Genomic DNA, 26,780 nt, shown 5'->3' with positions numbered 1-26,780 from the left:
GTCAACGGCGGCTCCCTGACCGTCACCGGGGCCACCATCGAGAAGTCGGGAGACGCCACGTCCAACAGTGAACAGAACAGTGGCGATGTCAGTGACGACTACAACTTCTATGGGCTGAACTCCGCCATCGTCGTGGTGGGCGAGGGTAGCTCGGCGACCGTCGCCGACTCGACCGTCACGACCACGTCCAGTGGTTCCAATGCGGTCGTCGCGACGCTGTCGGGCACGGCAGATGTCACCAACACCACGATCACGACCTCGGGCAACTCCTCCCGTGGCCTGCACGCAACCTATGAGGGCGTCATCACCGGTTCGGATCTGACCATCACCACCTCGGGTGCACATTCGGCAGCCCTGGCCACCGATCGCGGCTCCGGGACGGTCACCGTCACCGGGACGAACGTCTTCAACACCTCCGGCGACGGCAGCCCGTTGCTGTACTCCACCGGGACGATCAGCGCCTCCGGCGTCACCGGGACCTCGGCCGACTCCCAGGTCGTCGTGGTGGAAGGAAAGAACCACGCCACGCTGACCGACTCGCAGGTGACCTCCGCGGGTGGTGATGCGGTGATGCTGTACCAGTCCTTCTCCGGTGACGCCGCAGACGCCGACGCGCAGGCAGAGGTCTCGACCCTCGTCCTGGAGAACACGACCATCACCTACACCGGCGACGGCCCGCTGCTCTACTTCACCAACACCACCGCTGATGTCACCCTGACGAACTCCAGTTTCGTTTCCGACACCGCCTCCGGCCTGGCTACCGCCGACGAGGACCGCTGGGGCGACAGTGGCTCCAACGGGGCCACCGTCACCATCGCGGTCTCCGGCTCGACCCTGGAAGGAGCTGTCACCGCAGGCGACAGTTCGTCGGTCACGATGAGTCTGGCGGACTCGTCCACTCTCACCGGATCGACGAGTGGGACGGTGGAGATCACCACCGACAGCAGTTCGACCCACACCAGCTGAAACCCCAACCGTGCCGACCGGCGAGGACACCGCCAGGCTCCCGATAGACTCAGCCCGCAACTCGGCCGGAGTGGTGGAACTGGCAGACACGCAGGATTTAGGTTCCTGTGCCGCAAGGCGTGAGGGTTCAAGTCCCTTCTCCGGTACAGACGATGGGGCCGAGGCGGCGGGCGCCGGCGCTTACCGCCTCGGTGACGGAGCCTGTTGAATGACGAGACGAAGCTTGAACCCTGTCCCGTCGGGAGCACCCGCACCGTCGCCCGGCGGCTGATGGCCAAGTAGGCCCCAGGGCCGGTCCGGAGGTCTCACTGGACGCACCGCCCCATCCGCCGGGCTGCGCCGTTCCAGCACGCGTTCCTAACGGCTGGGGTCGCCAACCGAGACTGGCTGCGGTGTCAGCTGCCGACTGCGGATCACCATGGGCAGGCAGGCTGCCGCGGCGAGGGCGCTGCCGATCACCAGCACGCGGTAGTCCACCACGCCCAGCAGCCCGGCACCGATCGCGGTGAAGACCACCGAAGGCAGGTTGAACAGCACGTTGGTGGCCGAAGAAACCCGCCCCTGCAGGGTGGCGGGGGTCCGCACCTGGCGTTCGGTGACGAAGGCGACGATCGCCACGGTGATGCCGAAGCCGAGCAACCCCACACCGACGATCGCCAGCCAGAGGATCGAGCCAGCCAACGGCAGATGCCCGAGGACCACCGCGACCACGCCGAGCACGATGGTCTGCGGTCGGCCGATTCGTCGCATGATCCGGGGAGCCAGAGCACCGCCGACGGCGCCCGCCAGCCCCTGGGCGACCATCACGGGGCCAAGCATCGCCGCCGGGATCCCGAAGGCGTCCAGGATGGCGAAGACGATGGCGTTGACCAGTCCAAGAGCACCGAACACGACGGTGAGGGTGATCGACTGAACGCCCAGCGGACGGGTCCGCGCCAGGTGACGGAACCCAGCGGCGAGTTCGGTGATCATCCCCTGCTGCTGGTCGGCGGGGGTCGGCGGGGTTTCGACCAGCCGCAGCATCGCCAGAGCGCCGGCCGCCCCGGCGAAGCCGGCCATCGCGGTGACGATCAGCGGCACCATGCCGGTTGCTGCGTAGATCGCGGCGCCGAGTACCGGCATGATCACCCGCAGCGCCTGATCGATCATGGTGAAGCGGCCGTTGGCCGGACCCAGCGCGTCGTCCGGCAGCAGATCGCGCAGGATCCCCGACTGTGCCGCCGCGGTGGCGTAGCCCATCGCCGAGTAGACCACCGTCACCAGGTAGATCAGCCAGACCTGGCCGGCGTCGCGGACGGCGAACAGCGGCAGCAGGGTGACGGCGCCGATCGCATAGCTGACGATCAGCATCCGGCGCCGGGAGACCCGGTCGGCGACGTGGCCGAGCAGCGGGGCGGCCAGCGCGGGCACGCCGAACAGCGCGAAGGTGATCCCGGCTGCGGCGTTCGACCCGGTCAGGTCCTTGACCCACACCGCCAGCAGCAGCATCAGCAGCGAGTCGGCGACATTGGTCAGCACCCAGCCGGCGGTCAGCCAGTGGAACGCAGGCGTCCGCAGCGCCGCCCGGGTCACGGAGACCGGCGTGGTGAGGCCGCCTTCGGAGGTGCCGGTCTCGCTGCTCATGCCTGCCACCCTAGGCGTCCGGTCCGACGCCCGGGCATGCGGGGGAGCCCTCGTCGGTCCCCGGTGCGTCCCTGAGAGCGGGGGAGTTGCCAGGATTGGTGGTTGCTGGCGGTCAGACCCCGAGTTCGCGACGCAGCTTGGCGACGTGCCCGGTCGCGCGGACGTTGTACTGCGCGACGGCGATCGTCCCGGCCCCGGCGTCGTCCACGTCCACCACGAAGGTCGACCGGATCACGCCCTCGATCTGCTTGCCGTAGAGCACTCGCATGCCGTACGCGTCGTAGGCCTTCAGCACGTTCTTGTCGGGATCGGCCAGCAGGGTGAAGCCCAGCGACTCCTGCTCGCGGAAGCGGGCGAGCTTCTCCGGCGAATCGGGGGAGATGCCGACGACCTGGTAGCCGGCGGCCGCCAGATCGCTCAGCGCGGCGTCGAAGTCGACGGCCTGGGTGGTGCAGCCCGGGGTGAGTGCGGCCGGGAAGAAGTACACGATCACCCGCCCCCCGGCGAAGTCCGACAACGAGACCGGCTGCTGATCGGCATCCAGCAAGGTGAAGGCGGGTGCGACGTCTCCAGGCTGCAGTGTGGGCATGGCACCACTGTAGGGCAGATCGGCGGCCCGTCCGGGTGTTGTGCACGACCTATCGTGGCTTCATCCGCTCGCGCTGCAATAGGCTGGGCGAAAGCACCGTTACCGGAGGAGCCATGGCCGAGACGATCAGGACGAAGGCGGAGATCGAGGCCGACATCGCCGCGGCCCGCGAGCGCCTCGCGCACGAGGTGACCAACCTGATCAACCAGGTGCATCCACGGGCAGTGACCCATCGCGCGGTCGCCGACGTCCGTGACCGCGCCAGCCGCCGGGTGTATGCGGTCCGTGACCAGTTGGTCGAGCCGGACGGTTCGCTCAACACCCGCCATGCCGCGCTGCTGGGCGCCGCCGTCGCAGGGTCGGTGGCCTTCCTCGCCGTCGTCCGCTCGATCGTCCGCCGCTGAGTTCGTGGGATCGGGTGCGGCTCCGCCGAGATCCGGGGCGCTGCGGCTGGGCGAGGGTGCGGCGACACCCTGGGTGTCGTCCCTCTTCCGGATTGTGGCGAGCACGGCCGTCGGCGATCGTGGGCCACGTTCGGGCTGCCGATCAGGGCACGTAAAAGGGGCCTCTGACCGAATATCCTGGCCAGAGACCCCCTCGTGCGCCGCCAGGGACTCGAACCCCGAACCCGCTAGTTAAGAGCCAGCTGCTCTGCCAGTTGAGCTAGCGGCGCGCGAGAAAGAACTTTAGCGCACCGGATCGGCCAGTGCGAATCGTGGGGACGCTGCCGCAACCGGTTCTGCACGCGACAACGTCCCGAGTCGGCGGACAAGCGGGGCCGCAACGTCAACCGCCGGTGCCGAGCCGACGGTGGTGGCGATGGACGGCGCTGAATTCCCACCTTCGGCTCAGGAACCAGGCAGCCGTGCGAACGGTATTGTCAGAGCCTCGTGCAAGGCTGAACCTCCCTCCACCGGAAGGAGTTTGATGGACGGGATGCGGAGTTTCCACCGGGTGCTGGTGAACACGTTGATCGCCAACGTGACCGCCAGCTTCCTGTGGTTCGCCCTGACCTTCTGGGTGTACCTGGAGACCAGGTCGGTGCTCGCCACGGCGATCCTCGGCGGCACCTACATGTTCCTGGTGGCCGTCCTCGGGGTGCCGTTCGGCAGCTGGGTCGACCGGCGCCGCAAGAAACAGGTGATGATGGTCGCCACCACTGTCACAGCAGTGGCCTACACCGCTGCCTTCGGGTATTTCCTGCTGGTGCCCAGCGAGTCGCTGCTGGTGATCGGCAGCCTGCAATTCTGGATCTTCATCGTCCTGATCCTGGCCGGCGTGATCGTCGAGAGCGCGCGGGGGATTGCGCTGTCGACCACCGTCACGCTGCTGGTGCCCGAACCCGACCGGGCCCGGGCCAACGGCGCGGTCGGCATGGCCAACGGGCTCGGCATGGCGATCACGTCGGTGTTCTCCGGGCTGGCGGTCGGGCAACTCGGCATGCTGTGGACGATGGCGATCGCCGTCATCCTGACGATCGTCTCGCTGCTGCACCTGATGACGGTGTCGATCCCGGAGCCGGAGATCGTGCACGCCGAGGGCGTGCCCAAGCCGGTCGACTTCAAGGGGGCCTACCTCGCCGTCATCGCCATCCCCGGTCTGGTCGGACTGATTCTGTTCGCCACCTTCAACAACCTGCTCGGCGGGGTTTTCATGGCCCTGCTCGACCCCTACGGCCTCACGCTGGTCTCGGTCGAGACCTGGGGTGTGCTGCTCGGAGTACTCAGCTTCGGCTTCCTGATCGGCAGCGGCTGGGTGGCCAGGAAGGGCCTGGGCCCCAAGCCCCTGCGGGCGCTGCTGCTGGCGAACGTCGCGATGTGGACGGTCGGCATCACCTTCACGCTGCGGGAGAACGTCTGGCTGCTCGCTGTCGGCTGCCTGGCCTACATGGCACTGATCCCGGTGGCGGAGGCGGCCGAGCAGACCGTCCTGCAGAAGGTGGTGCCCTATGCCAAACAGGGACGGGTCTTCGGCCTGGCGCAGTCGGTGGAGGTGGCAGCCGCGCCGATCACGTCGTTCGTGATCGGGCCGGTGGCCGAGTTCTGGCTGATCCCGTACGCGAACTCCGACGCCGGGAAGGCGCAGCTCGGCTGGCTGCTCGGCCCGGGCCAGGCTCGCGGGATTGCGCTGGTGTTCGTCCTGGCCGGAGTACTGGGGCTGCTGCTCACCCTGGCAGCCTTCCTGACCCGTTCCTACCGGTTGTTGAGCGCGGGCTACGCCCGCCCGGGGGAGAACGACCCCGCCGAACTGGCCGCCGGTCTCGCGGAATCGACCCCGGACGAGTCAGAGCCTGAGGCAGCAGTGGAAGCAGCCGAGGGCTGACAGCGGGTACGCGGGGACGGCGAGCGCTTCCTCAGCGACGCGCCTGCCGCCGTACGGCCGCCACTCGCTCGCGGCGCAGAGCGTCCAGTTCGGCATTGGGCAGCGGGTCGAGCGAGCGACCGAGGGCGAGTTCCAGCAGATGGTCGGCGAGAGCGGGGTTGCGCGCCAGTATCGGGCCGTGGGGGTAGGTGCCGATCACCCGATTCTGGACGGCGCCCTCCGTCCCGTCGTTGGCGTTGCCGACGCCTACTTCCACGAATGCCAGCGGACGGGCGTGGGGGCCGAGGCTGGTGAAGCCGCCGTGGTTCTCGAAGCCGGTGATCAGCGACTCGCTGCCGTCCGGTCTCGTCCACCGGGTGAGGATCTCGCCGACCGCCCGTTCGGTGCCGCGCCGGGTGGTCACGTCCAGCAGGCCGAGTCCCTCGATCACCTCGTCGCGTTCCCCGACGGTGAAGGTCTTCCCGGCGATCTGGTAACCCGCGCAGACCGCGAACAGTACAGCGCCGGCGTCGATCGCCCGGAACAGGTTGCCGTCCTCCCGGATGTACTTCACCGCCGAGATCTGGGCCGCGTCCTCGCCGCCGCCGAGCAGGTAGACCGCCCCGCCGGCCGGTACCGGGTCGCCGGGCTCCACCTCGGTGAGGACGGCGTCGATCCCGCGCTGCAGCAACCGCTGCCGCAGCACCATCGCGTTGCCACGGTCGCCGTAGATGCCCAGCAGCGACTGGTACACCAGGACGATCTCGACCGCTCCGCTCACCGCAGACCCCCCATCTTCAACAACTTCTGGAACGGCGTGTAGGTGGCGATCACGTCGACCGTCCCGGGGTGGCCGGCCACCGCCGCCGCGAGATCAGGGACGATCGTGTGCTCCACCTCGGCGTAGCCCAGCCGGACTGCCAGATCGAGCGCGCGGGGTCCGGTGGCCACCACGTGGCGGCCCTGCAGTTGCTCGTAGTCGACGTCCCACAGCCAGGAAACGTCCTTGCCGTCTGCGGCCACCGAGTCGATCGCGAGCACGACCGGGTCCGAGGCCGCCAGCGGTAGCGCCTCTGCCCAGCCGGCCGGATTCTTGGCCAGCAGCAGCCGCGCACGGGCGCCCCCGATGTCGGCGGTGGCGAACCGCCCGGCCGGGGCGGAGACGGTCGCCATCCCTGCCAGCGCGATGTCGGCGGGCACCCCGAACTGGACGGCCGCCGCCAGCGCACAGGCAGCATTGGAGATGTTGAACCGCCCCGGCACCTTGAGCTCGGGAGTGACCAGGCGTCCATCTGGCAGCTGGATCTCGCTGCCGTTGACCCGATAGCCAGCCTCGGGCTGGGTGAGCTCACAACCGGGGCAGTCCCAGCGGTCCCGGCTGTCGGCGCGCTGTTGTACCAGCACGCTGCCGCAGGCCGGGCAGAGCGCCGCGTCGGCCTTCCAGGCGGTGTCCGTCTCGACCCAGACCACCCGCGCGGCGGTGGCCGACGACCACACCACCAGCGGATCGCAGGCGTTCGCCACGATCACCGGGCCCTGCTCTCCGGCCTTCTCCAGCGCCAGGCGCCAGGCCCGTCCCAGCGCTTTGATCTCGTGGTGGCGGTCGAGTTGGTCACGGCTGAAGTTGAGGAAGACCAGCACCTCGGGGCGGCCCAGGGCGATCATGTCCGAGACCACCCGCTCGTCGGTCTCCAGCACCGCGACCGGCGCTCGCCGGTCCTGGCTGAGCGCGGACGCGATGCCGTAGCGCAGGTTGGCCCCGTCCGCGTTGGTCACCACCGCTGCCTCGCCCAGGTCCTGCCGGACTGCCGCCGCCAGCAGGTGGGTGGTGGTGGTCTTGCCGTTGGTGCCCGAGACCGCCAGCACGCGCCGTCCGGCGAGCAGTTGGGCCAGCGCGTCCGGCGCGAGCCTGGTCAGAATCTGGCCGCGGATCGATGCCCCCGATCCCTTCCCGGCGAGCCTGGACAGCCATGCGGCGAGATCGCCGGCGGCGGTCGCCAGCCGGAGCCGGGCCTCCCCGGCACGTCCTGGCCGGGCTGGTGGGGTGTCTGCGGGCATAGCCCTATTCTGCCGGGTTCCCGAAACCCACCGGACACCGGTCAGCATCCACCCGAAGGCGACGGGCCGGGAAGCCCGCAGATAGGGACGATGGCAGGCCGACGGCAGCAGGCCGGGAAGGCGAACTCACCTCCCCGGCCTGCTGGGCCTGGCGGATCAGGACGCCGTGTGGCGGCGGGTCATGACCAGTGCCGCACCGCTCAGCACCAGTGTGAGCCCGGCGACGAGCGCCCAGACGATGCCCTGGCTGCCGGTGAAGGCCAGCGTGTCGGGCGAGTCGTCGTCATCGTCGGTATCCTCCACGCCCAGAACTTCCGGAGACACCGGCTTGGCGGTGTTGGTCAGAGAGATTTGCACGTCCTGGGCCTCTCCGACGGTGAAGGTTGCGGCCTCGGAGGTCGTAGCGCCGTCGATGGAGAACAGGGGAGTACCCCACACCACGTCGGTGATCGTCGGCAGGTTGACCTCAGTGATCGTCACCTGGGAACCGGCCGGGACGTCGTTGACGGTCAGCGGCCGGCCCACGGTCACGGTGGCCTCGGAGGCCTCGCCCTCGTCGATCCGGTAGCTGATGGTGAACTCGGTTCCGGCCGGGACCTTGCTTGTGGCGTCACCGGAGAGCAGCTTGTCGATCGCGAAGGAACCCGGCGCCAGCGGGCGCGGGGTGGCGGTGTTGGTCAGTACCAGGCTGAGTACGTCGCCGGCCTGGGGGGTGACGCTGAAGGTGCCGTCGCCGTTGTTGACGGCATCGCCGCCGGTGATCGCCGGCGTCCCCCAGACGACCCCATCCACGGTGGGCAGGTCTACCTCGCTGAGGGTGATCGTTGTGTCGGCGGGTACCCGCGTCGACTGCACGGCGGTGCCGTCGTTGCGCAGGGTCAGGGTTTCGCTGCCGCTGTTCCAGGTGGCCTTCACGTGGAAGATGGTGTCGGCGGGGACGGCGGCAGCGTTCTCGCCGCTCACCTTCTTCGCGATGGCGAATCGGCCGAGCTGGGACGGGTCGCCGCCGCCACCGGCCAGCGCCGTGAACTTCGCCTTGGCGGTGATGTCGGAGCCCAGGACGGTGACCGAGTTGCCGACCAGGTCGCCGGTGAACAGCATGCCGTCCGCCTCGGTGGTGTAGCTCAACCGGTAGGCGGCTGCGGGGTTCAACGGGAAGTTCTCGATGGTCAGCGTGCGGCCGTCCTCGCTGATGGCGGCGGAGGACGCGGTGAAGCTGGTGTCCTTCACCCAGCTGCTGAGGTAGCCGTCCTCCTTGACGAGGTTGGAGTACAGCACCGGAGTGCCGATGAAGTGGTGCTGCTCGAAGCCCGCACTGGTGTCGATGGCGTCGACCAGGCTGAGACTGCTCTGCCCGGCCGGGATCGTGATGGTCCAGCTGAAGCGGCCCGAATCGGAGTTCGCGTAGCCTGATTTGGCCGGCTTCACCGGCGCCACCGTCCCCGGGGAGGGCGTGGTGCCGCCACCGTCCCCAGGATCTGGCTTCGGCGTGACGCCGCCAGGCAGGGACACGGTGAACTCCGCAGAGCCGAGCAGGAAGGCGACCTCGTTGGCGTCCTCAGCTGTCTCCTGCTGAGCGGACAGCGTGAACCAGATGTTGCCGGACTGGATATCGGCGACGCGGTCGGTGAAGGTGCAGGTTGCGGTCATGCCCGTCCAACTGCAGTCGGCCAGCGTCGTCGAGGTGCCGTTCTCGGTCAGGTGGAAGGCGTTCGTGCTCGCCGGCTTGAACTGATCCGGCAGCGTCAGGGTGAAGTAGTCGCCGGGCTCGGTGTCCAGCGGCACGCTCCAGTCGGCCGAGAACCTGATCGTCTGTCCGACGACCAGCGGTTTGCCGGTGCCGTTGAAGGCTGCGTTGGTGAGCGTCACTTCGGCGGCCTGTGGGCTGCGAGCCGTCAGGGCCGCAGCGCGCTGCGCGGCGGGCTGAGCAGTCTCGATAGCCCTCTCGCCACCGCTGGCCTGCTCGACAGGGGCATCAGCCTGCTGCCCGGCCTCGACCGGCGGTGCCACCGGCGACGGCGTCGCCGGCTCGTCGGCCGGTGCCGCGGAAGCAGCTTCCGTCCCCGGCTCAGCCCGCTGCTCGTCTGTCGCGATCACCGACTGCGGTACGACCGCGGCGGACGGATCGTCGTCAGCGTACGCGGCGGATGTGCCGCCCACCATGACGGTGGTGAGGCCCAGAGCGATGGCGACGGCTGTCGCCATCGACGTCCGGATCAGTTGATGTCGTGGGCGTCGGCCACGCACGGCCGTGTCGCGGTGTGGGACGGCGGCAGCCATCATTCCCCTCGTTGTTCTGCTTCGCCCCCACGGCGAAGTCTTCCGTTCTGAAGGGCTGCAGCCATCGGCCCCCACCGATCTGGGCTGCATCACCCGGGCACCCCACGTGCCCTCTCACAGGCAAAGACTCCGGGGCGAGTGAACTATGACGCGACTTCCCGGAGTTCTTTCGAGCGCGCCACGGCCCGCAGCGGGGTTCTCGAGCTGCGCGGCTGGATCGCGCGGCGCCTGCAGCGAGCCCAGACGGCCTGCCGAGCCCGAAATCACGGATGGTGCTGCCGAATCCGGTTCCCAGGGGCCGGGCGAGGGGGATATTCCCTCGCCCGCCTGTCTGGAACCGGATTCGGCTGAGCATCCGCTCGTCGGCATGATCACAGCCCACCACCAGTGAGACCCACCACCAGTGAGACATGACAACTCGCGTTCGCCTCCTTCTCGCTGGGCGCCATCGACAAGCAGGCTGGCCGTCCCTGTTCGAACTGGCCGCCTGGCACGTGCGTGGTACGGTCCTGCTGCCATGCGCGAGACGGGAACTGGCGTGACCTTGAGCATCAACAGCGGCGTCATGAAGGAGACCAATCGGCGCCTGATCATGGAGTGTGTGCGGGAGCGGGTGCAGTTGTCCCGCAAAGACCTCGCGGCACTGACGGGACTGACGCCGGCGACGGTGACCAACCTTGTCAAGGAGTTGCTTGACGAGGGGCTCCTGCTGGAGACAGGTCGCGGCACCTCCCGCAGCGGGCCACGTCCGATCCTGCTGGAGCTGAACGCCGGGTGGGGCTACATCGTCGGTGTTGAGCTGACCGTCACCGACATCGTCTCCGTCCTCACCGATTTCCGCACAGCGGTGCTGTACCGGTCGACGCTGGCCATCGACCTGGCGGAGGGACGCGACGCCGTCCTCGACTCGCTCGTGACGGCCGTCAACGCGGCGATCACCACCGCCGGGGTGCCGCGGGAGAAAGTGCGTGGCATCGGGATCGTCTCGGCGGGGCCGTTCCGGCGTGAAGCGGGGGAGATGATCGCCCCGCCGAACTTCCCGGGCTGGCAGGGGACGCCGGTGAAACGGATTGTCGAGGACCGTGTGGGTATCCCGGTCTGGTTCGACAAGGAGACGCAGGCGGCTGCGTTCGGCGAGTTCTGGTTCGGGGACGCGGCAGATGCGCGGGAGTTGTTCGCCTGCAACATCTTCAAGGTCGGGATCGGTGGCGGCCTGCTGGTGGACGGCAAGGCCTATCGCGGTCATCTGGAGAACGCCTCCAACATCGGCCACACCAAAGTGCTCCTCGACGGCGAGTTGTGCACCTGTGGCGAGTTCGGTTGCCTGGAGACGGTCGGGGACGGGCGCGCGGCGGTCCGCTGGGCTCGTGAGGCTTTCGCGGACGAAGCCTCGGGCTTCGCAGCGTTCGGCGCCACCAGCGTGTCCGATGTGGATTTCGAGTTCGTTGTGCGGGCGGCCGAGGAGGGGTTGGCGCCGTGCCGCGACGCGGTGACGCGTTGCGCACGCTATGTCGGGATGGCGTTGGCCAACGTCATCCGCCTGGTCGCTCCGGACACGATCGTGCTGTGCGGGGAGTTCCCGGACCAGAGCGCGCTGTTCGTCACCGAGGTCCTTGCCGCTACGCAGGCCCGCCACAACCAGACCCAGGACGACGTCCGGATCTACCATTCTGGGCTTGGCCCCGACGGCGCAGCGCTGGGCGGTGTCGCCATCGTGTTTGACAACCTCGGAGCTGCATCCCAAGATAGTTAAAGCAATGAAGCAACTGTCGTGGGTCCCGCCAACCCGCGGAGGAGGGTAGTGGCATGCCTCTGTACGAGTACTACGAGAACGCGCTCAACGACCTGGGCCTGACCGACCTACCGGAGTCCTACACCGGCACCGACGCCGCCATCCAGGCGCTGGCGCAGCACCTCGCCCCCGGGGCGCGCATCGGCTTGGACGGCTGGTACGGCGTCAACTGGGACAGCCTGCTCGAGCGCCTCTCGGCAGCAGCAGCCGACAGGGGAGTGCCGCTCGATGTCGTGAACATCTACGACGCCTTCGTCCCGTCCGGCCGGATCGCCGAGTACCAGAAGACGTACGAGACCGACGATCCCTCCTTCGGGTGGGTGAACTCCGAGGGTGTGCTGGAAGACCTGATGGACGACGGCCTGGTCGCAGCCCTCCACGAACGTCTCGCGCAGGCAGCTGGGACGGAGCGGGCGACGCTGGTCTTCGGCCCCGGCGCCTGTGTCGCGGGCCTGTCGAACGCCTACGACACCCGGGTCTACGTGGACTTCACCATGCAGCCCATGCTGTGGAAGATGTGGGGCGGGGAACTGGTCCCCTTCGGCAGCCGTGAACCCGATCCGCACTACGCCTGGAAGAAGTACTACTACAACGACTTCTACCTGCTGTACCGGCAGAAGAAGGTCGCCTTCAACGCCATGGACTACTACCTCAGCGCCGCCCACGACGACGCCCTGGTGCTGCTCGGGCGGGACTCCTACAACCAGGTGATCGATGAGCTGGTGAAGCGTCCGATCAAGCAGGTGAAGATCCTGCAGCCGGGCCCCTGGGGCGCCTACCGGTACCGCGACCTGTGGCAGGTGGACGGGCTGGAGTGCAACGCCTGGAACGAGCTCGCGGGCATCGAACTCAGCATCCTGGTCGACGTCGGCGGATCGGTGCCGCTCAACCTCCCGTCCCAGAACATCATGCAGCGGCCCAAGCAGTTGGTTGGTGAGTACGTCGACAAGACCTACCCCGACCTGCTCCCGCTGCAGGTCTGGCTGGACGACGGTTACTTCCCCGAGCCGGTGCCGTTCGACCGGTCGAGTATGCCGCTGCACGACCACCCGTCCACCGAGTACGTCCGCAAGCACTTCAACGAGCCGCTCGGGCGCTACGAGACCTACTACATTGTCGAGTCGTACAAGGGGTCGAGCACCTGGATGGGCTACCAGGAGGACGCCGACCTTGAGGAGTGGGAGCAGCTGTGCACCGAATCCCAGAACCTGGTCGAGATCCCCGACTGGCGCGAGTACGTCTGCCGGTGGGACACCAACGTCGGTGACTTGTTCCTGATCCCGCCGGGGACGACCCATGGCCACGGCGGCAACCAGATGATCCTCGAGATGGACACGGGCCCGAGCGTGGCCGGCACCGAGTACTCGTTCTTCACCTACGACTTCGCACGCCCGACCTGGGACGACACCACGAAGACCATGACGGCCAAGCCGATGAAGATGCACACGGCGCACTCCTTCGCCAACAACCGGTGGATCCGCAAGAGCCGGGTCGAGTCGCACCACCGCGCCCGGCCGATCACGGTCGACGGCAACGGCAAGTTCCGCAAGGACCAGTACACCTCCATCCCCGAGATGCCGTTCCACATCGAAAGGGTCTTCCTGGAGAAGAGCGCGATCAACGACACCGAGGGCAGGTTCATGCACATCGCGACCCTCACTGAGGGTTCACGGGTCACGATCCGGTCGCTGGAACACCCCGAGCTGCAGACCACGATCGAGCGGCTGCAGGCCTGCATCATCCCGGCCGGGTTCGGCAGGCACGAGTACATCAATGAGGACGGCTCCCACGCGATGGTGGTGATCCTCCGACTCAAGGAAGGCTGAGATGTCCGTCCGGGTGTCGAGCGGCAACGTGAGCGCAACCGTCCATCGCCGCGGCGGCATGGTGACTGCCACCTTCGCTGTGGGTGGCGTGACCGTCTCGCCGCTCCACGAGGCGCCGTGGGCCGGCTACCCCGCAGATCCGTTGCTGGACCAACTGAAGGGCGACTTCGTCTGCGTCCCCTTCGGGATCGCGCCCGCCTCGCTGGCGGCGTTCCCGCCCGAGTGGGCCGAACTTGCGCCGGGTAAGACACAGTACGGGCACGGGTATGCCGCCACGCACGAGTGGGAGGTCGAACACATCGGGGCGGGTTCCGCGCGTCTTCGGGTGCAGTACCCGGACGACGACCCCGTGGAGTGGGTGGCCCGCGAGGTCAGCTGCACCGACAGCGGGGTGGAGGTCAGGGACGAGGTCGCAGTGCGGCGCGATGCGCGCCTGCCTCTGGGGCTGCACCCGATGCTCCACCTGCCCGGCCGCGCAGGTGGAGCGAGGCTCGTGCCGCCGGCCTGCGAGGCGATCGTCACCTTCCCGGCACCGGTCGACGCCAGCTCGATCCTCCAACCGAACGCAGCTGTCGCCGACCTGGCTTCGGCGCCCCTGCAGTCCGGCGGGACGATCGACCTGACGTCCCTTCCCCTGGCAGTGAACACCGAAGAACTCCTGATGCTCTGCAACGTCACCACCTCGAGTGCCCGCTTGGACAACCATGAGGAGGGCTACCGGGTGACCCTCTCCTGGGACTCGACACTGCTGAAGCACTGCCTGTTGTGGTTCAGCAACCGCGGCCGCAGCACTGCTCCTTGGGACGGGCGCAACCTGTGCCTGGGCATCGAACCGGTGACCTCGGCCTTCGACCTCGGAACCGTCATCTCGACGACGGCCAATCCGCTGTCGGCGCAGGGACTGTCCACCGCCGTGGACCTGGGTGCAGGACAAGTCCACTCAGTTTCGCACACCCTGTCGGTTGAGCCCCTGTGACCCGGTCAGAGGGTGTGGTGCGGGTTGTCCCGGTAGAAGGCGAGCACGTCGTGGTGGCTCCTGACCCCGTCGGTGGCCGAACCCGCAAGCAGTGAGCAGGCGGCCGCACCGGTTCCCAGTTCGAGGGCGTCCGACAGGCCTGCTCCCGACCAGGCTGCGTACAGGACTCCTGCGGCGAACGCGTCGCCGGCGCCGGTGGTCGTGACGATCTGGTCGGGCCGCAACCGGACGGACGGACGTTCTTCCCAGGCGCCCTGCCGACTGAGCCCGACGGCCCCGCCCGGCCAGTGGATGACTACCCAGGTGGATACGCCCATGCCGAGCAGGGCCTCTGCCGCACGCCGCAGCGCTGAGCGGTTGATCGTGCCGGCGTCCTGGATCGTGATCCCTGTGGTGCGGGCAGCTTCGGTCTCGTTGAGCACGCAGTAGTCGGTGTAGCGCAACGCAGGCGGCACGAGTCGGGAGAACCTGTCCGATTGCTCGCTGACCACATCGACCGAGGTGCGCAGGCCGTGCCGCCGGGCTGTCGCGAGTAGCCGGGCCATGCGGGTGCCATACACGTCATCGGTGTCGTCCAGCCGGTCGAGCAGGAGGATGTAGCCCGCGTGGAGGAGGTTCGCGTCGAGCCGGTCGAAGTCGACGTGTTCCACATCGAGTTCGGCATTCGCCCCCCGGTACTGGAAGAAGGTCCGGGTCTTGGTTGTCGAGTCCTCCATGACGTCGGTGAAGGACGTGGTGCCTGCCCGGTGCAGCTGGGAGGTGTCGATGCCGGGGTAGCTCGCGAGCTGGCCAGCCAGGTAGTCGCCGTCCGGGTCGTCTCCAACGACGCCCACGACCGGGATCCGCAGCGAGGGGTCCAGCCGGGCGAGGTCGATGGCGCAGTTGCACATCAGCCCACCCGGCGTCCGGGCCACCGAGCGGACGCTCACCAGCGACGAGGCAGCCGGGTAGGTGTCGATGAGCTTGTACTGGTCGAGGATGGCGTTGCCGGCGACGGCGATCCCGCTCACGTTGTGTTCACCTCCTTGCTGTTGGGGTTGATTCTCCACCCGGGGCCGGCTCAGCCGAGGGCGGGGGTCTGGGTGGCAGCCCAGGTTGCGAGTCCGAGTTCGGGGGGGACGAAGGCGTACAGCGTCGCCTGGTACTCGTGGTAGACGTCGGGTTTGCCGTCCCAGGTGTAGGTGACGGGGTGGTTGCCGGAATCGAGTTCGGCGTGCCACCCGCCGTGTTCGTGGTCGATGAAGTGCTGGTCGACGTAGCGCCACATGGTGCGGTACCAGTCAAGGTAGAAGGGGTCTCTCGTGTCGACCCACAGCAGGTGGGCGGCGCCCATGGCCTCGGGTGCTTCCCAGAAGTAGCTCTCGGGGACGACGGGGGCGCCGTCCCAGTCCACGGTGTAGGCGAAGCCGCCGGCCGGGCGCCACGCGTCGGCGACTGCTCCCCTGAAGAGGGCTCGTGCAGCGGGTTTGACCCAGGGATCGGTGATGCCTTGCGCGGCCAGCTGCATCAACAGCTTGGACCATTCCAGCCAGTGGCCGGGCTGGGAACCGTAGGGACGGAAGGGATGCCGCTTGTCGTCAAGATTGTAGGTGCGCAGCGGCTCCCACGCGTCGGTGAAGTGTTCCACCAGGCGCCAGGTGCCTGCGGGCTCGGGTTGGGCTGCGGGACTGGCGATGGCCCAGGCGATGCGTCGGGCCCGATCGAGGTAGTCCGCTGTCCCGGTCACCTCGTGGGCGGCCAGGTAGGCCTCGGTCAGGTGCATGTTGGCGTTCTGGCCGCGATAGGGGTCAAGGGTCTGGAAGGCGCGGTCGTACCCTTCGGCGCAACGTCCCCACTCCTCAAGCCAGAAGTAGCGGTCGATGATCTCAAGCGCTTCGTCCATCAGCGCGCGGCCGCGGCTGAAGCCCGCGGCGGTCGCGGTCGACCCGGCCAGCAGCATCTGGGCGATCCCGTACAGCTCCTTGCGGTCGTCGGGGTGCTCACCGCCGACGACCGGGAACCAGGCACCATGGTCGGCGTCGTGCCCGGGGCCGTCCACGTAGAAATCCAGCCCATGCTCGACGACCGCCGCGGCCCCGGGCCGGCCGAGCACGGCGGCGAGCGCGAACACGTGGATCATGCGGGCACCAACCCACAGCTGCGCACCCTGGGACGGTACCGGGTTGCCGTTGGTGTCCAGCCAGGCGTATCCGCCGGTGGGCAGCAGCACGTTCGGCTGGTGGAAGTCGAGCAACGCCTCTCGTTGGTGGAAGAGCCAGGCGCGGTGGACGGGGTCCTCGAAGCTGTTCTCGGCGTCGCCAAAGAGCGGGGTCTGAACCATGACAGGCTCCTCTCGGGAAGGGATGGAATCGGGTGGGATTGCGATCAGGTCCGGCATCAGGCCGCCGCAGTCTTCCGGGTCCGGGCCACATTCACCAAGACGGCGAACAGGACGAGGCAGCCTCGCACAACCTGTTGCACATAGGGGTTCAGTCCCAGCATGACCATCCCGTTGAGCAGGATCGCGACGAACAGGACGCCGATGAGGGTGCCACTGATGGTGCCCCGGCCGCCCGACATTGCGGTCCCGCCGATGACAGCGGCGGCGATCGCATCGAACTCCAGGCCTTGGGCGATGGTGCTGTTGCCGGACGCCAACTGCGCGGTCTGCAGCAGCCCGGTGATCGCAGCGGCGAAGGCAGTGCCACACATCACCAGGACACGGATCCGTCGCACGTTCACTCCGGACAGCGCCGACGCGTTGGCGTTCCCGCCGACGGCGTAGACGGAACGGCCGAAGACCGTGTACCGCGCGATGAGGGCGACCACGATGAAGGCGGCCAGGAAGTACAGCGCCGGGACAGGGACGATGCCGAAGACCTTGCCGGTGGAGGATCCCCAGTAGAAGAACTTGTCCGACTCCACGGGGATGGGGAAAGTGTTGGTCACGAGGTAGGCGGCGCCGCGCAGCGCGAGGTAGAGCGCGAGGGTGCCGATGAAGGTCGGGACGTTGAGCGCATCCCGCAGCCATCCGATCATGGCGCCCATCGCGACGGCAATCAGGATCGCGATCAGTGCCGACAGCCACATCGGCCAGTCGAGCTTGGCGACGAAGTAGGCGACCAGGGAGGACGTCAGCGCAGCTGACGATCCGACCGAGACATCGATTTCACCAGCGACGATAACCAGAGTCATGGCGAAGGCGACGATCCCGAAGAAGGCGGCCTGCTGCAGGATGTTCAGCATGTTGGCCGCGGTGAAGAAGTTCGGCGCGATGAAGCACAAGACGATGAAAACCAGGACGAGCACGCCGAGCAGTCCGGTGCCCTCCCAGGCGAGCGCCCTGCGCCAGAGCGACTGGTGCGGTGCGGGAACTGTGTCGATCGCCACGGCAGGGTGGTCAGGAAGCAGCTTGTTGGTCATGTCAGTTTTCCTTGTTGTCAGACTTCATCGTCAAGGCGAGCAGCCGGTCGCTGGTGGTCTGGGCGCCGCGGAGTTCCTCGCGGATGCGTCCGTCGCGCAGGATCAGGATCCGGTCGCACACTTCGGTGAGCTCCTCGAGTTCCGAGGAGACGAAGATGGACGAAATGCCCTGCGCGGCCAGATCCCGGACCAGGTCGTAGACCTGGGCCTTCGAGCCGACATCGATCCCACGCGTGGGTTCATCGAGCAGCAGGATGGACATCTGGGCTGCCAGGCAGCGGCCGATGACGCCCTTCTGCTGGTTCCCGCCCGAGAGCGACCCGATCGGCTGGCGCGTGCTGGACGCGGCGATGTCGAGCTTGCGGACGAGGTCGTGGGCGATCTGGTTCTCCCGCTGGTGTGCGACCAGAGGGCCTGGCAGTACCCGGCCGCGCGCGCTGAGCATGAGGTTCTCCTGGATGCTCAGCAGGGGCACGACCCCGGCGTCCTTGCGGTCCTCCGGGGTCATGGCGACACCCAGACGGAGCATCTTGGATGGAGTTCGTGCCTCGATGGCGCGGCCGTTGACGCGAACCGTTCCCCGGCAGTCGTTCCTGCCGCCGTAGATGGTGGTGAGGATCTCGGTTCGTCCGGAGCCGAGCAGTCCGGCGAGTCCGATCACTTCGCCCTTGTGCAGGTCGAAGCTGACGCCGTCCAGGATCCCGTCGAGTCGCAGGTCCTCCACCGCGAGCACAACCTCGTCGCTGGTGGCCGTGGTGGCCGGCCGGGCGCTTCGTTCGCTGGACTTGCCCGCGATCAAGGCGGCGACCTCGTCGGTGGTGAGGTCGTTGACCCCGACGGTGGCGACCTCGCGTCCATCGCGCAGGATGGTCATGGAGTCGGCCACCAGGGGGATCTCCCGCATGCGGTGGGAGACGTAGATGACGGAGACACCACGGCTGGAGAGTCGGCGCACGGTCGCCAGGAGCGCTTCGACCTCGCGGGAGTTCAGTGCGCTGGTGGGCTCGTCCAGGATGAGCACCTTGGGCTCGTCGAGTAGGGTCTTCGCAATCTCGACGAGTTGCTGGCGGGCCGTGGACAGGCGCCCCACGGGCAGGTCAAGCGGGAGTGGTTCACCCAGGGTCTCAATGGCGCGGGCTGCCTCGGCCCGGATCGCCTTGTGGTCGACGAACCCGTGACGGCGCGGCCACCGGCCGACCATCACGTTCTCGGCAACCGAGAGTTCGGGTACGAGGCTGAACTCCTGGTGGACGACGGCGATCCCGCCACGGCGGGCGTCGCCGGAGCCGGCCCAGTGCACCGGGGTGCCGTCCAGCCTGATGGTGTCATGTCCACGGTCGGGGTGTTCGGTGCCGGAGAGCAGTTTGACCAGGGTCGACTTGCCTGCGCCGTTCTTGCCGAGCAGGGCGCGGACCTCGCCACGTTGGAGATTGATGCTGACCTGGTCCAGCGCCTTGACGGCGCCGTAGGTCTTGCTCAGGCCTTCACATTCCAGTGTCGGTGTCTGGTCGGATGCCACGGGTCACCTCTATCGTGCGCGGCGTGGTTCCGGGCCGGGGGGACCCGGAACCACGTGCGGGGGATTGTTGGGTCTACTTGCCGTCGAGGTAGCTCTGGACGGTGGTCGGGTCGGAGCGCTTGTACGTGATGCCGGGCAGGTCCTTCTCCAGCGGGTCGTTGGTCTTGCCGGCGACGGCGTTCTTGGCCATCTCGTACGCGGCCGCGATGGTTCCCTTCGGGTCCTGGCCGGTGGTCGCCTGCAGGATGTTGTCATCGGCGGTCACCATCTGGGCGATCTGCTCGGAGATGTCGGTCCCGAACACGACCGCCTTCGACCCGGACTGCTTCACGGCGGTGACTGCGCCGACCGTCCCGCCCTCGTTCGAGGCCCACAGCAGGTTGATCTCGGGGTTCGCCGACAGGATGTTCACGGCGACCGTCGTGGCCTTGTCAGCCAGGTAGCCCTCCTGGTCGGTGACGTACTCCGCCTTGATGCCGGCATCGGCGAGGGCTTGCTTGAAGCCAGCCTTGCGCAGTTTGCAGGTCTCGGCGGCGGTGTCGCAGTTCAGGATCCCGATCTTCGCGCTGCCGCCCAGGTTCGTCTTGATGTAGGCGGCGGCCTCCTCACCGGTTGCGCTGCCCAGGGCGGTGTTGTCGGACTGGGCCACACCCTTGACCAGGCTCGGGTCCGACGTCTTGTCTGAACAGTTGCCGTAGCAGATGACCGGGATCCCAGCGGCGTCAGCAGCTTGGATGGTGGCGACCGAGGAGTCGGCGCTGACTGGCTGCATGAGCAGGGCGCTCACCTTGCTCTGGATCATGTTCTGGACGTTCGACGCCTCCGTGCCCGGATCGTTGTTGGAGTTCGCGGCCGTCATGGTGTTGCCGTCAGCCGCAACGGCGTCCTTCAGACCGGACTCGACGTTCTGGAAGTAGTCATCGCCTTGGAGCATCACCAGACCGATCGACAGCGGCGTGGCCGCAGCCGAACTGGACTCGGCAGGGGGATTCGAGGTGGTGGTGGACGGGCTCGCCGCGGAGCTGCATCCGGCGAGCAGTAGCGCGCCCGTCGTCACGACAGCGGCGGCGGACAGCGATGAACGAATGGCCTTGATCATGCGTGATCTCCTTCGACCTGGTCTCCCCGTCTGATGGCGGGTTGCCGGACTGGGTATCGTCATCGGTGAGACAACGATGTTTCGACGCAGGAAGCTACCACCGGCTTGAACGCATGGCAAGGGGGTGTTCCCGGATGGTTCCGGATGCGGGCAGGGTTGGCCGCGCGACAGTGGGCAGCGACTTGACGATGTGTCTACCATCAGGGCTCATGGAACCCCGGACGCCGACGAGCCCCACCATGAAGGACGTCGCGCGCGTCGCCCAAGTGAGCGTGAAGACCGTCTCGCGGTTCGTCAATGGCGAGACGAACATCGATACCGACATGGCCGACCGGATTGAGAAGGCGATCCGACGCCTGGGGTACAGACGCAATCTCGCCGCCGCCAGCATTCGCCCCGGATGGACGAGCAAGATGATCGGCCTCACCATCGGCGATCTCGCCAACCCCTATTACTCCTCGCTGGCCAGGGCAATCGAGGAAGAGGTCCACAAAGCCGGATACATGTTGATCGTCTCCAGCTTCGAAGAAGATGCTGCCCGACATGACCGCATCATCGAACGGCTGATGGAACAGCGCGTCGATGGCATGATCATCGTTCCTCCCGGACGTCCCGGCCGCGATTGGAGCCAGGTTCCTCCGCCCCTGCCGCCGATCGTCTTCCTTGACCGTCCAGGCGGTCTGACAACGGCAGATGTCGTTCTCGCCGACAACTCTGCAGGGGCTGCCGAAGCCGTCCTCGCTCTCTACGACGCAGGCGCGAGGTCCATTGCCTTTGTCGGCGACTCGATCGACATCTACGCAATCCGGGAACGCCATTCCGGCTACCTCGGTGCCCTGCAACGACTCGGGCTCGAAGCGGACCCCGCCGCAGTCATTACCGGAGTCCATTCATCAGACGACGCACGGGCGGCCATTCTGGAACTTCTCGCTAAAGACTCCGCCGACGCAGTCTTTGCGGCCAATAACCGGGCCACGATCGGTGCACTCCACGCGTTCCGGGAAAGCGGGAAATGTCTGCCTATCATCGGCTTTGACGACTTCGAGGCAGCCCACCTGATTGGATCCGGTCTCTCTGTTGTGACTCCGGACATCGACACGATGGGCCTCCAGGCGGCGCGACTGATGCTCGACCGGCTGGGTGGCAGTCGTGAGCCTGCGCGCTGGGTCACACTGCCGACGCAGGTGATCCTCCGCGGATCCGAGTCATGGGCGCGCGAGGGTGGGTGGCCGGGAACGGCACAGGACAGAACCGGGAAGGCGACGGGGTTGTAATGCAGAAGGCAGTGGTCTTTGGTGCCGGGGCTGTCGGACGGGGTTTCATCGGTCAGCTGCTGAGCGAGGCCGGATGGTTCGTCACGTTCCTCGATGTTCAGCCTGACTTGGTCAAACACCTGGCGATGGAGGGTTCCTACCCGCACGTGACGGTGACGAACGACGATTCCGAGCGAACGTTGATTCGCCCGGTGACCGCGATTGACGCACGGGACACGGGCGCGGCTTGTGCCGCGCTACTGGAGGCGGATCTGGCGGTGAGCTGTGTCGGCGCGCGGGTACTGCCCGCAGTGGCAGACACCCTAGCCACAGCTGTATCCTCTCGGATCGCGGCTGGCCTGGCGCCGCTGGACGTACTGCTGGCGGAGAATCTCCACGGGGCGTCCACCGTGATGCGGGGATTGCTGAGCGACCGTTTGCCGGACCTCGGCTCAGACGAGCTGGATGCGGCCGTCGGTCTCATGGAGACCTCGATCGGCCGGATGATCCCCGCGCCGGACCCTTCGCGCGTAGGGTCTGATCTCACCGCTGTCTTCGTCGAACCGTACAAGATGCTGCCCTACGACGACACGGCAAGGCGGGGGGCACTGATCGACGTGCCCGGCCTTGTCGCAGACACGTCTGTCCCTTTCGCGTTCTACGGCGACCGGAAGCTCTACGTCCACAACCTGGGGCACTGCATGACCGCCTACCTGGGCGAGGTCGCGGGCGCGACAACGATAGCTGAGGCCATCGCGATTCCGGCCGTCAGGTACTTCGTCCGCTCGGCCATGGTCGAGTCAGCGGTTGCTCTCGCCAGCACGTACTCCGTTTCCTTGGTAGACCTGCTCGCGCACGTGGACGATCTGCTCCACCGTTTCGGCAACCGGGCTCTGGGAGACACCGTCGCTCGCGTCGGTCGAGAACCGCTGCGCAAGCTTGCAGCTCACGACCGGCTGCTGGGTGCCCTCGACCTCGCTGCCGCCTACGGGCTGCCTGGCCACCACCTGTCCCTTGCCGTCGCCGCCGGCGCGTACCGGGTCCTGCGCACCGAGGGGTGGGGTGAACCCCAGCTGTGGTCGCACCTGGAGGTCAGCCTGGCCGACGGCGTCCTTGAGCCGCGTCGACAACTCCTCGCAAGCCAGATCGACGCGCTGAAACGCGGGTTCGACTACAACGCCCAGATCACGCTCATCGAGAAGGCCTACGAGCCGTCGCACATCGTTTGACCACGCCGAGCGCGACGCCAGTGGGGGTTCAGCAGGTGATCTTGACCTTGGCCGTGGTCTTGGCCGGGTTCACCGTGCGACACTGCGAATGGGACTTGGCCCTGAGCCACGCGATCACTGTGAGCTATCAGCCCTCACCGGTCTCGGACTCCGCTGTGAGTGTCTTCTGGTGACCGCAATGGCGCCCGAAGTTTTGGGGATTCCGGGGTGTTCATCTGACCGGACTCGCACGGACGGGGACTGTCCGAGTCCGAGGCTGCCGCCGTCGCCGTGCCGCTCGCTCGATGCGCACTCGATGCGCCAGTTCAGGGGCAGGGACAGGCAGGGTGTTGATCCCCAGGTGCAGTTCCTCGAACAGCCGGGCCTCGGTAGTGTGCAGCCAGCCCGTCGGCGTGTGCTGTCGTGGGGTCGGATGACGGTGCGGGCTGATCTGGCCTTCTGGCAGTCTGTACTCGACGACCTTGAAGGACGATCGTGATCGCACTCATTCGACTCCGCCCATTGACAGTGTTCTTCGTTCTCGCCTATCTCGGTTCGTGGGTGCTGTGGAGTCCATGGTGGCTCTCCCAGAACGGTGTCGGTATTCTCCCGTTCGAGTTGCCGTTCACCGCTGTCGCCGGCGTCAACCAGCTCGGATTGTTCGCCGGCCCCTTCGCTTCGGCTCTGCTGGTGACCCGCATCACGGAGGGTCGTGACGGGCTCAACCAGCTCCTGCGACGCATGGTGCAGTGGCGCGCCCGCCCGTTCTGGTACGTCCTCGCTCTCGTACTGATCCCCGCTGCAACCGGCCTTTGTTACTTCCTCCTACTCGGCAAGACACTCGTTCTCGAAGGCGGGATCCGCCCCGTGCTCGGGCTTTTGGCGACCACCTATCTCACTTATCTCCTTGGCGGCCCGGTCCAGGAGGAGCCTGGCTGGCGGGGCTTCGCCCTGCCTCGTCTCCAGGCGCGGTTGCTGCCGTTGGTGGCGGCGCTCGTGCTCGGTGTGATCCATTGCTTCTGGCATGCGCCGCTGTTCCTCACTTCAGAGTGGGACACGGTCCGCCATGAGCCGAGCCAGTTCCTTGCCTACCTGGTGCTGGTGGTCAGTATGTCGGTCGTCATGTCGTGGCTGTTCAACGGCACGCGAGGCTCGGTGCTGCTGGCAGTTCTCGGACATAACGGCGTCAACTGGGCGCTGTTCGCTGTCGGGACGGTTACCGGCCAGACGGTCGAGAACAACTGGCCCGCTGCCCTCGGACTGGCGGTACTCGCGATGGTCACGATCGCAGCCACGAAAGGACGACTCGGCTACAGACCATCGCACGCGAGCAAGGACAAACCACCGAATGGAGTGCCTGCTGAATGAGCCCGCGCGCGACCGCCGCGACCTCGATCTTGATACGTTCTTCGACCTTCGCGTTGCCTGTTGGCGTCGACTGCGCCAGTGCAGGTTGATCGCGTGTCCGTGGGGGCTTACGGCAGGTCGGCGATCGTTCCGTTTGCCGCGGTCAGGTCGAAAGCGGCGGGGTCTTCTGGGTGTCCGCTTGTCGAGGTTCTCGGCGGCGTTGTTCGGTCCATTCGTGCAGGATTTCGGGGAACTTGCGGTTGAGGAAGGCGTAGAAGTCGGCCATTTCCTGGACGCGCTGACCGGCGGGGGTGTCGGGTCCGACGGATGGTGGGCGGTGGCGGGTGACCTCGCTGAGTTGGCTGTACATCGACATTCTGGTGAGTGTGACGGTGTACCAGTTCGGTGTCAGGTTGTAGCGGCGGCGCCGGGTGCCGGGCAGGGATCCGGCCCGGATGACCTGGACGGATTGCAGGTAGCGGATCGCGCCGGAGACGGCTGCTGGGCTGACGTCGAGGACGTGGCTGAGTTGTTCGGCGGTCAGTTCGCCGGTCGGGCTCGTCAGTAGTGCTGTGAGGGTGCGGGCGGGCATGCGTGGGAAGCCGGCGGCATCCAGGTGCGCGGCGAGTTGGTCGGCGTAGTGGCGGGCGGCCTCATCGGGCAGTGGCCCGCCGCCAGGGTCCGGTTGCGTGCTGTTTTCGGCCGGGTGGGGTGTGGTCATGGGCTGAGGTCCCTTCTGCGGTAGACGGCGATGGCGAGCGCGGCGGCCGCTACGGCGGTGGCGGTCATCCAGATCGCGCCGCCCCAGTCGGGGGCGGCTGTGGTTACCAGTGGGGAGTGCATGAATGGGGAGATCGTGAGCGCCCAGCCTGGCAGGCCCAGCCGCCCACCGAGTTCGGCGATGACGACGCCGATGGCGAGGATGGTCCAGGCGATCGCGCTGGTCAGGCGTGGCAGGCGGGCGAAGGCGAGGGCGATCAGGCCGAGGTAGAGCGTGGTGGCGGGAAGCTGGGCGGCGGTGGCGCCGAGTACCTGCCAGATGGCGTCGGCGTCCATACCGGCAGTGGCGTAGACGATCGCGGCCCCGATCCAGGCTGTGGCGAGGACGAGCAGGATCGAGATGCCGCCGGTGGCGAGCACGGAGCCGAACCAGCGTCCCGGCCCGGTGGCGGTGCCGCGGACCAGCTCGACGTTCCCGGCCGCTTCCTCGCGCCGGGCGCGGAGGATGACCAGGGCACCGGCGATGGCGGCGCATTCGCCGACGAGCACCATCACGTAGCTCAGCAGCAGGTCGTACAGCGGGCCGTCCTCGCCGAGGAGCGCGCGGATCATTTCGCCGATGGCGGCGTTCTGCTCGTCGCCGGTCAGGGCGAGCACGGCCAGGACGGCAGCGAACGCGCCGACCCCGGCGCCGGCGAGCATCATCGCCAGCAGCGTTCCGCGCTGGAGGCGCAGGGCAAGTCGCAGTGGGGTCCGCAGCCCCGCTGGGGCGTGCGCCGGGCCGGGCCGTGGAGCGAGGATCGAGGCCCCGAACTCCCGGTGCCGCTCGACCGCGATCGCGCCCGCCACGCCGAGAACGGCAGCCCCGGTGAGGATGATGAGTGGCCAGGGGTTGACCGCGCCGTAGGGATCGGCGATCAGCGCGAGGCTGAACGGGGAGAGCCAGCCGAGCAGCACCGGAGTGCCGACGAAGGTCTGCGGGTCGATGCTGGCCTGGACATCGGCGACGACCCGGACGACGAAGAAGCCGACGATCACCGCGGCGCCCAGGCCGCTGGCCGTGCGCGAGGTCGACGCGAACTGGCTACACAGGGTCCCCAGGGCCAGGAACACCAGGCCGACGAGCATGCAGGTGATGCCCGCCCACACCGAACCGACCGGGTCGGCGCCGCCGATGATGAAGCCGGCGGTCATCGCGGCGGCCAGTCCCGCGGTCGCGATCGCACCGGCGGCGGCCACAGCGCCCAGACTCGCCAGTCGCCCAGTGACCCCGGCGCGCAGCAGTTCCCGGGTGCCGTCGTCCTCCTCGGCCCGGCCGTGACGCACGGCGAAGAGCACCGCGAACACGGCGAACACCGTCGCGAACACCACCCCGTACATATAGAACAGGAAGGCGCCCTCGGAGGTGCCCATCGGCAGGCCGCGCCCGATCAACAGCGCAGGGCTGCCGATCGCGACCTCCAGAGAGGCGATCCGCTCAGCCTCCTCGCCGAAGCCGCTGGCGATGTTGATCGCACAGACCACCGCGCCGGCCGCCAGGCCCAGCGCCCACAGCAGAAGCTGGCCGCGATCCCGGCTCAACGCGACCCGGGTCAGCAGGAGCGCCCCGGTCATGGCTGGCCAGCCATGGCGCTCGGACGGTCACGGTGGTCGCTGCCGTAATGGCGCAGGAACAACTCTTCCAGCGACGGCGGCTGCGCGGTGAGGCCAGGCACGCCGGCCTCGGCGAGCAGCGCGAGCACCCGCGCGGTGTTGGCGGGCTCCACTGCGAACGTGGTGCGGCCGTCGGAGGCGACCACATCGTGGGCGATCTGCGCCAGG

The 26,780-nt window shown here is 67.6% G+C and carries 21 protein-coding genes, 2 tRNA genes and 1 pseudogene; 10 read left to right on the top strand and 14 right to left on the bottom strand.

The features are described from left to right. Together VB080_RS12835 and VB080_RS12830 are read left to right on the top strand one after the other, a co-directional pair. The coding region (locus VB080_RS12835; RefSeq protein ID WP_323418847.1) for a right-handed parallel beta-helix repeat-containing protein at positions 1-966 on the top strand (966 nt) is incomplete at its 5' end. A 64-nt stretch (positions 967-1,030) separates the two neighbouring features. Continuing rightward, positions 1,031-1,112, top strand: a tRNA-Leu gene (locus VB080_RS12830). A gap of 211 nt (positions 1,113-1,323) precedes the next feature. Here VB080_RS12830 and VB080_RS12825 read toward each other — a convergent pair. Beyond that, positions 1,324-2,589, bottom strand: coding sequence for an MFS transporter (locus VB080_RS12825; protein WP_323418846.1), 1,266 nt, complete (start codon positions 2,587-2,589; stop codon positions 1,324-1,326). A gap of 112 nt (positions 2,590-2,701) precedes the next feature. After that, complete coding sequence (locus tag VB080_RS12820) at positions 2,702-3,178, bottom strand: peroxiredoxin (RefSeq protein ID WP_323418845.1); 477 nt, start codon at positions 3,176-3,178, stop codon at positions 2,702-2,704. A 113-nt stretch (positions 3,179-3,291) separates the two neighbouring features. Between VB080_RS12820 and VB080_RS12815 the strand changes: the two genes are divergently transcribed. Continuing rightward, the gene (locus tag VB080_RS12815) at positions 3,292-3,582 is read left to right on the top strand and encodes a DUF3618 domain-containing protein (RefSeq protein ID WP_323418844.1); all 291 of its coding nucleotides are present in this window, start codon (positions 3,292-3,294) and stop codon (positions 3,580-3,582) included. 196 nt (positions 3,583-3,778) lie between these two features. Here VB080_RS12815 and VB080_RS12810 read toward each other — a convergent pair. Then, positions 3,779-3,851: transfer RNA gene (locus VB080_RS12810), tRNA-Lys, on the bottom strand. A 254-nt stretch (positions 3,852-4,105) separates the two neighbouring features. Between VB080_RS12810 and VB080_RS12805 the strand changes: the two genes are divergently transcribed. Then, complete coding sequence (locus tag VB080_RS12805) at positions 4,106-5,500, top strand: MFS transporter (protein WP_323418843.1); 1,395 nt, start codon at positions 4,106-4,108, stop codon at positions 5,498-5,500. A 31-nt stretch (positions 5,501-5,531) separates the two neighbouring features. Here the strand turns inward: VB080_RS12805 and VB080_RS12800 are convergent, their stop codons facing one another. The 3 genes from VB080_RS12800 to VB080_RS12790 all read right to left on the bottom strand — a co-directional run bounded on the left by VB080_RS12800 (position 5,532) and on the right by VB080_RS12790 (position 9,742). Beyond that, positions 5,532-6,260: a glutamine amidotransferase gene (locus tag VB080_RS12800; RefSeq protein ID WP_323418842.1), complete on the bottom strand. Its 729-nt coding sequence runs from the start codon at positions 6,258-6,260 to the stop codon at positions 5,532-5,534. Further along, entirely contained in the window at positions 6,257-7,537 is a 1,281-nt protein-coding gene (locus tag VB080_RS12795) for a MurT ligase domain-containing protein (RefSeq protein WP_323418841.1), read from the bottom strand. The genes VB080_RS12800 and VB080_RS12795 overlap by 4 nt, the downstream gene beginning before the upstream one ends. 156 nt (positions 7,538-7,693) lie before the next feature. Further along, a complete protein-coding gene (locus VB080_RS12790; RefSeq protein WP_323418840.1) occupies positions 7,694-9,742 on the bottom strand; it encodes a DUF5979 domain-containing protein in 2,049 nt (682 codons plus the stop codon). A gap of 613 nt (positions 9,743-10,355) precedes the next feature. On the opposite strand from VB080_RS12790, the gene VB080_RS12785 reads away from it, so the two are divergent. The 3 genes from VB080_RS12785 to VB080_RS12775 are packed head-to-tail and all read left to right on the top strand — an operon-like array spanning position 10,356 to position 14,411. Beyond that, complete coding sequence (locus tag VB080_RS12785) at positions 10,356-11,570, top strand: ROK family protein (protein ID WP_323418839.1); 1,215 nt, start codon at positions 10,356-10,358, stop codon at positions 11,568-11,570. A gap of 53 nt (positions 11,571-11,623) precedes the next feature. After that, on the top strand, positions 11,624-13,435 hold the full coding sequence (locus VB080_RS12780) for a hypothetical protein (RefSeq protein WP_323418838.1): 1,812 nt from the start codon (positions 11,624-11,626) through the stop codon (positions 13,433-13,435). Between the two features lies 1 nt (position 13,436). Continuing rightward, positions 13,437-14,411 carry a hypothetical protein gene (locus VB080_RS12775; protein WP_323418837.1) on the top strand — a complete coding sequence of 325 codons (975 nt, stop codon included), beginning with the start codon at positions 13,437-13,439 and terminating at the stop codon, positions 14,409-14,411. 5 nt (positions 14,412-14,416) lie between these two features. Here the strand turns inward: VB080_RS12775 and VB080_RS12770 are convergent, their stop codons facing one another. From VB080_RS12770 to VB080_RS12750, 5 genes are all read right to left on the bottom strand, one after another. Further along, complete coding sequence (locus tag VB080_RS12770; RefSeq protein WP_323418836.1) at positions 14,417-15,421, bottom strand: carbohydrate kinase family protein; 1,005 nt, start codon at positions 15,419-15,421, stop codon at positions 14,417-14,419. A 50-nt stretch (positions 15,422-15,471) separates the two neighbouring features. Then, positions 15,472-16,731: an AGE family epimerase/isomerase gene (locus tag VB080_RS12765; RefSeq protein ID WP_323418835.1), complete on the bottom strand. Its 1,260-nt coding sequence runs from the start codon at positions 16,729-16,731 to the stop codon at positions 15,472-15,474. A gap of 56 nt (positions 16,732-16,787) precedes the next feature. Further along, positions 16,788-17,813: an ABC transporter permease gene (locus VB080_RS12760; protein ID WP_323418834.1), complete on the bottom strand. Its 1,026-nt coding sequence runs from the start codon at positions 17,811-17,813 to the stop codon at positions 16,788-16,790. 1 nt (position 17,814) lies between these two features. Further along, positions 17,815-19,332: a sugar ABC transporter ATP-binding protein gene (locus tag VB080_RS12755; protein ID WP_323418833.1), complete on the bottom strand. Its 1,518-nt coding sequence runs from the start codon at positions 19,330-19,332 to the stop codon at positions 17,815-17,817. Between the two features lie 73 nt (positions 19,333-19,405). Beyond that, the gene (locus VB080_RS12750; RefSeq protein ID WP_323418832.1) at positions 19,406-20,431 is read right to left on the bottom strand and encodes a substrate-binding domain-containing protein; all 1,026 of its coding nucleotides are present in this window, start codon (positions 20,429-20,431) and stop codon (positions 19,406-19,408) included. Between the two features lie 239 nt (positions 20,432-20,670). On the opposite strand from VB080_RS12750, the gene VB080_RS12745 reads away from it, so the two are divergent. The 3 genes from VB080_RS12745 to VB080_RS12735 all read left to right on the top strand — a co-directional run bounded on the left by VB080_RS12745 (position 20,671) and on the right by VB080_RS12735 (position 24,260). Beyond that, entirely contained in the window at positions 20,671-21,705 is a 1,035-nt protein-coding gene (locus tag VB080_RS12745) for a LacI family DNA-binding transcriptional regulator (protein ID WP_323418831.1), read from the top strand. Continuing rightward, positions 21,705-22,913: a hypothetical protein gene (locus VB080_RS12740; RefSeq protein ID WP_323418830.1), complete on the top strand. Its 1,209-nt coding sequence runs from the start codon at positions 21,705-21,707 to the stop codon at positions 22,911-22,913. Before VB080_RS12745 ends, VB080_RS12740 begins: the two co-directional genes overlap by 1 nt. A 474-nt stretch (positions 22,914-23,387) precedes the next feature. Continuing rightward, on the top strand, positions 23,388-24,260 hold the full coding sequence (locus VB080_RS12735; protein ID WP_323418829.1) for a type II CAAX prenyl endopeptidase Rce1 family protein: 873 nt from the start codon (positions 23,388-23,390) through the stop codon (positions 24,258-24,260). Between the two features lie 142 nt (positions 24,261-24,402). Here VB080_RS12735 and VB080_RS12730 read toward each other — a convergent pair whose 3' ends face one another. The 3 genes and pseudogenes from VB080_RS12730 to VB080_RS12720 all read right to left on the bottom strand — a co-directional run. Beyond that, a complete protein-coding gene (locus VB080_RS12730; RefSeq protein WP_323418828.1) occupies positions 24,403-24,960 on the bottom strand; it encodes a hypothetical protein in 558 nt (185 codons plus the stop codon). Beyond that, on the bottom strand, positions 24,957-26,573 hold the full coding sequence (locus VB080_RS12725; protein ID WP_323418827.1) for a hypothetical protein: 1,617 nt from the start codon (positions 26,571-26,573) through the stop codon (positions 24,957-24,959). The genes VB080_RS12730 and VB080_RS12725 overlap by 4 nt, the downstream gene beginning before the upstream one ends. Next, positions 26,570-26,780: pseudogene (locus VB080_RS12720) on the bottom strand (hypothetical protein); the annotation flags it as partial. The gene VB080_RS12725 and the pseudogene VB080_RS12720, both read right to left, overlap by 4 nt.

Origin of the sequence: Propionicimonas sp. (genome assembly GCF_034927565.1) — a bacterium.
Lineage (GTDB): Bacteria > Actinomycetota > Actinomycetes > Propionibacteriales > Propionibacteriaceae > Propionicimonas.
This window is presented reverse-complemented; position numbering and strand designations above follow the sequence as displayed.

Excerpts from the sequence above, each read along its gene's own strand:
- VB080_RS12730 (WP_323418828.1), bottom strand. The coding sequence starts at position 24,960 with ATGACCACACCCCACCCGGCCGAAAACAGCACGCAACCGGACCCTGGC.
- VB080_RS12820 (WP_323418845.1), bottom strand. The coding sequence starts at position 3,178 with ATGCCCACACTGCAGCCTGGAGACGTCGCACCCGCCTTCACCTTGCTG.
- VB080_RS12745 (WP_323418831.1), top strand. The coding sequence starts at position 20,671 with ATGAAGGACGTCGCGCGCGTCGCCCAAGTGAGCGTGAAGACCGTCTCG.
- VB080_RS12740 (WP_323418830.1), top strand. The coding sequence starts at position 21,705 with ATGCAGAAGGCAGTGGTCTTTGGTGCCGGGGCTGTCGGACGGGGTTTC.
- VB080_RS12725 (WP_323418827.1), bottom strand. The coding sequence starts at position 26,573 with ATGACCGGGGCGCTCCTGCTGACCCGGGTCGCGTTGAGCCGGGATCGC.
- VB080_RS12765 (WP_323418835.1), bottom strand. The coding sequence starts at position 16,731 with ATGGTTCAGACCCCGCTCTTTGGCGACGCCGAGAACAGCTTCGAGGAC.
- VB080_RS12795 (WP_323418841.1), bottom strand. The coding sequence starts at position 7,537 with ATGCCCGCAGACACCCCACCAGCCCGGCCAGGACGTGCCGGGGAGGCC.
- VB080_RS12775 (WP_323418837.1), top strand. The coding sequence starts at position 13,437 with ATGTCCGTCCGGGTGTCGAGCGGCAACGTGAGCGCAACCGTCCATCGC.
- VB080_RS12805 (WP_323418843.1), top strand. The coding sequence starts at position 4,106 with ATGGACGGGATGCGGAGTTTCCACCGGGTGCTGGTGAACACGTTGATC.
- VB080_RS12790 (WP_323418840.1), bottom strand. The coding sequence starts at position 9,742 with ATGGCGACAGCCGTCGCCATCGCTCTGGGCCTCACCACCGTCATGGTG.
- VB080_RS12780 (WP_323418838.1), top strand. The coding sequence starts at position 11,624 with ATGCCTCTGTACGAGTACTACGAGAACGCGCTCAACGACCTGGGCCTG.
- VB080_RS12825 (WP_323418846.1), bottom strand. The coding sequence starts at position 2,589 with ATGAGCAGCGAGACCGGCACCTCCGAAGGCGGCCTCACCACGCCGGTC.
- VB080_RS12815 (WP_323418844.1), top strand. The coding sequence starts at position 3,292 with ATGGCCGAGACGATCAGGACGAAGGCGGAGATCGAGGCCGACATCGCC.
- VB080_RS12760 (WP_323418834.1), bottom strand. The coding sequence starts at position 17,813 with ATGACCAACAAGCTGCTTCCTGACCACCCTGCCGTGGCGATCGACACA.
- VB080_RS12750 (WP_323418832.1), bottom strand. The coding sequence starts at position 20,431 with ATGATCAAGGCCATTCGTTCATCGCTGTCCGCCGCCGCTGTCGTGACG.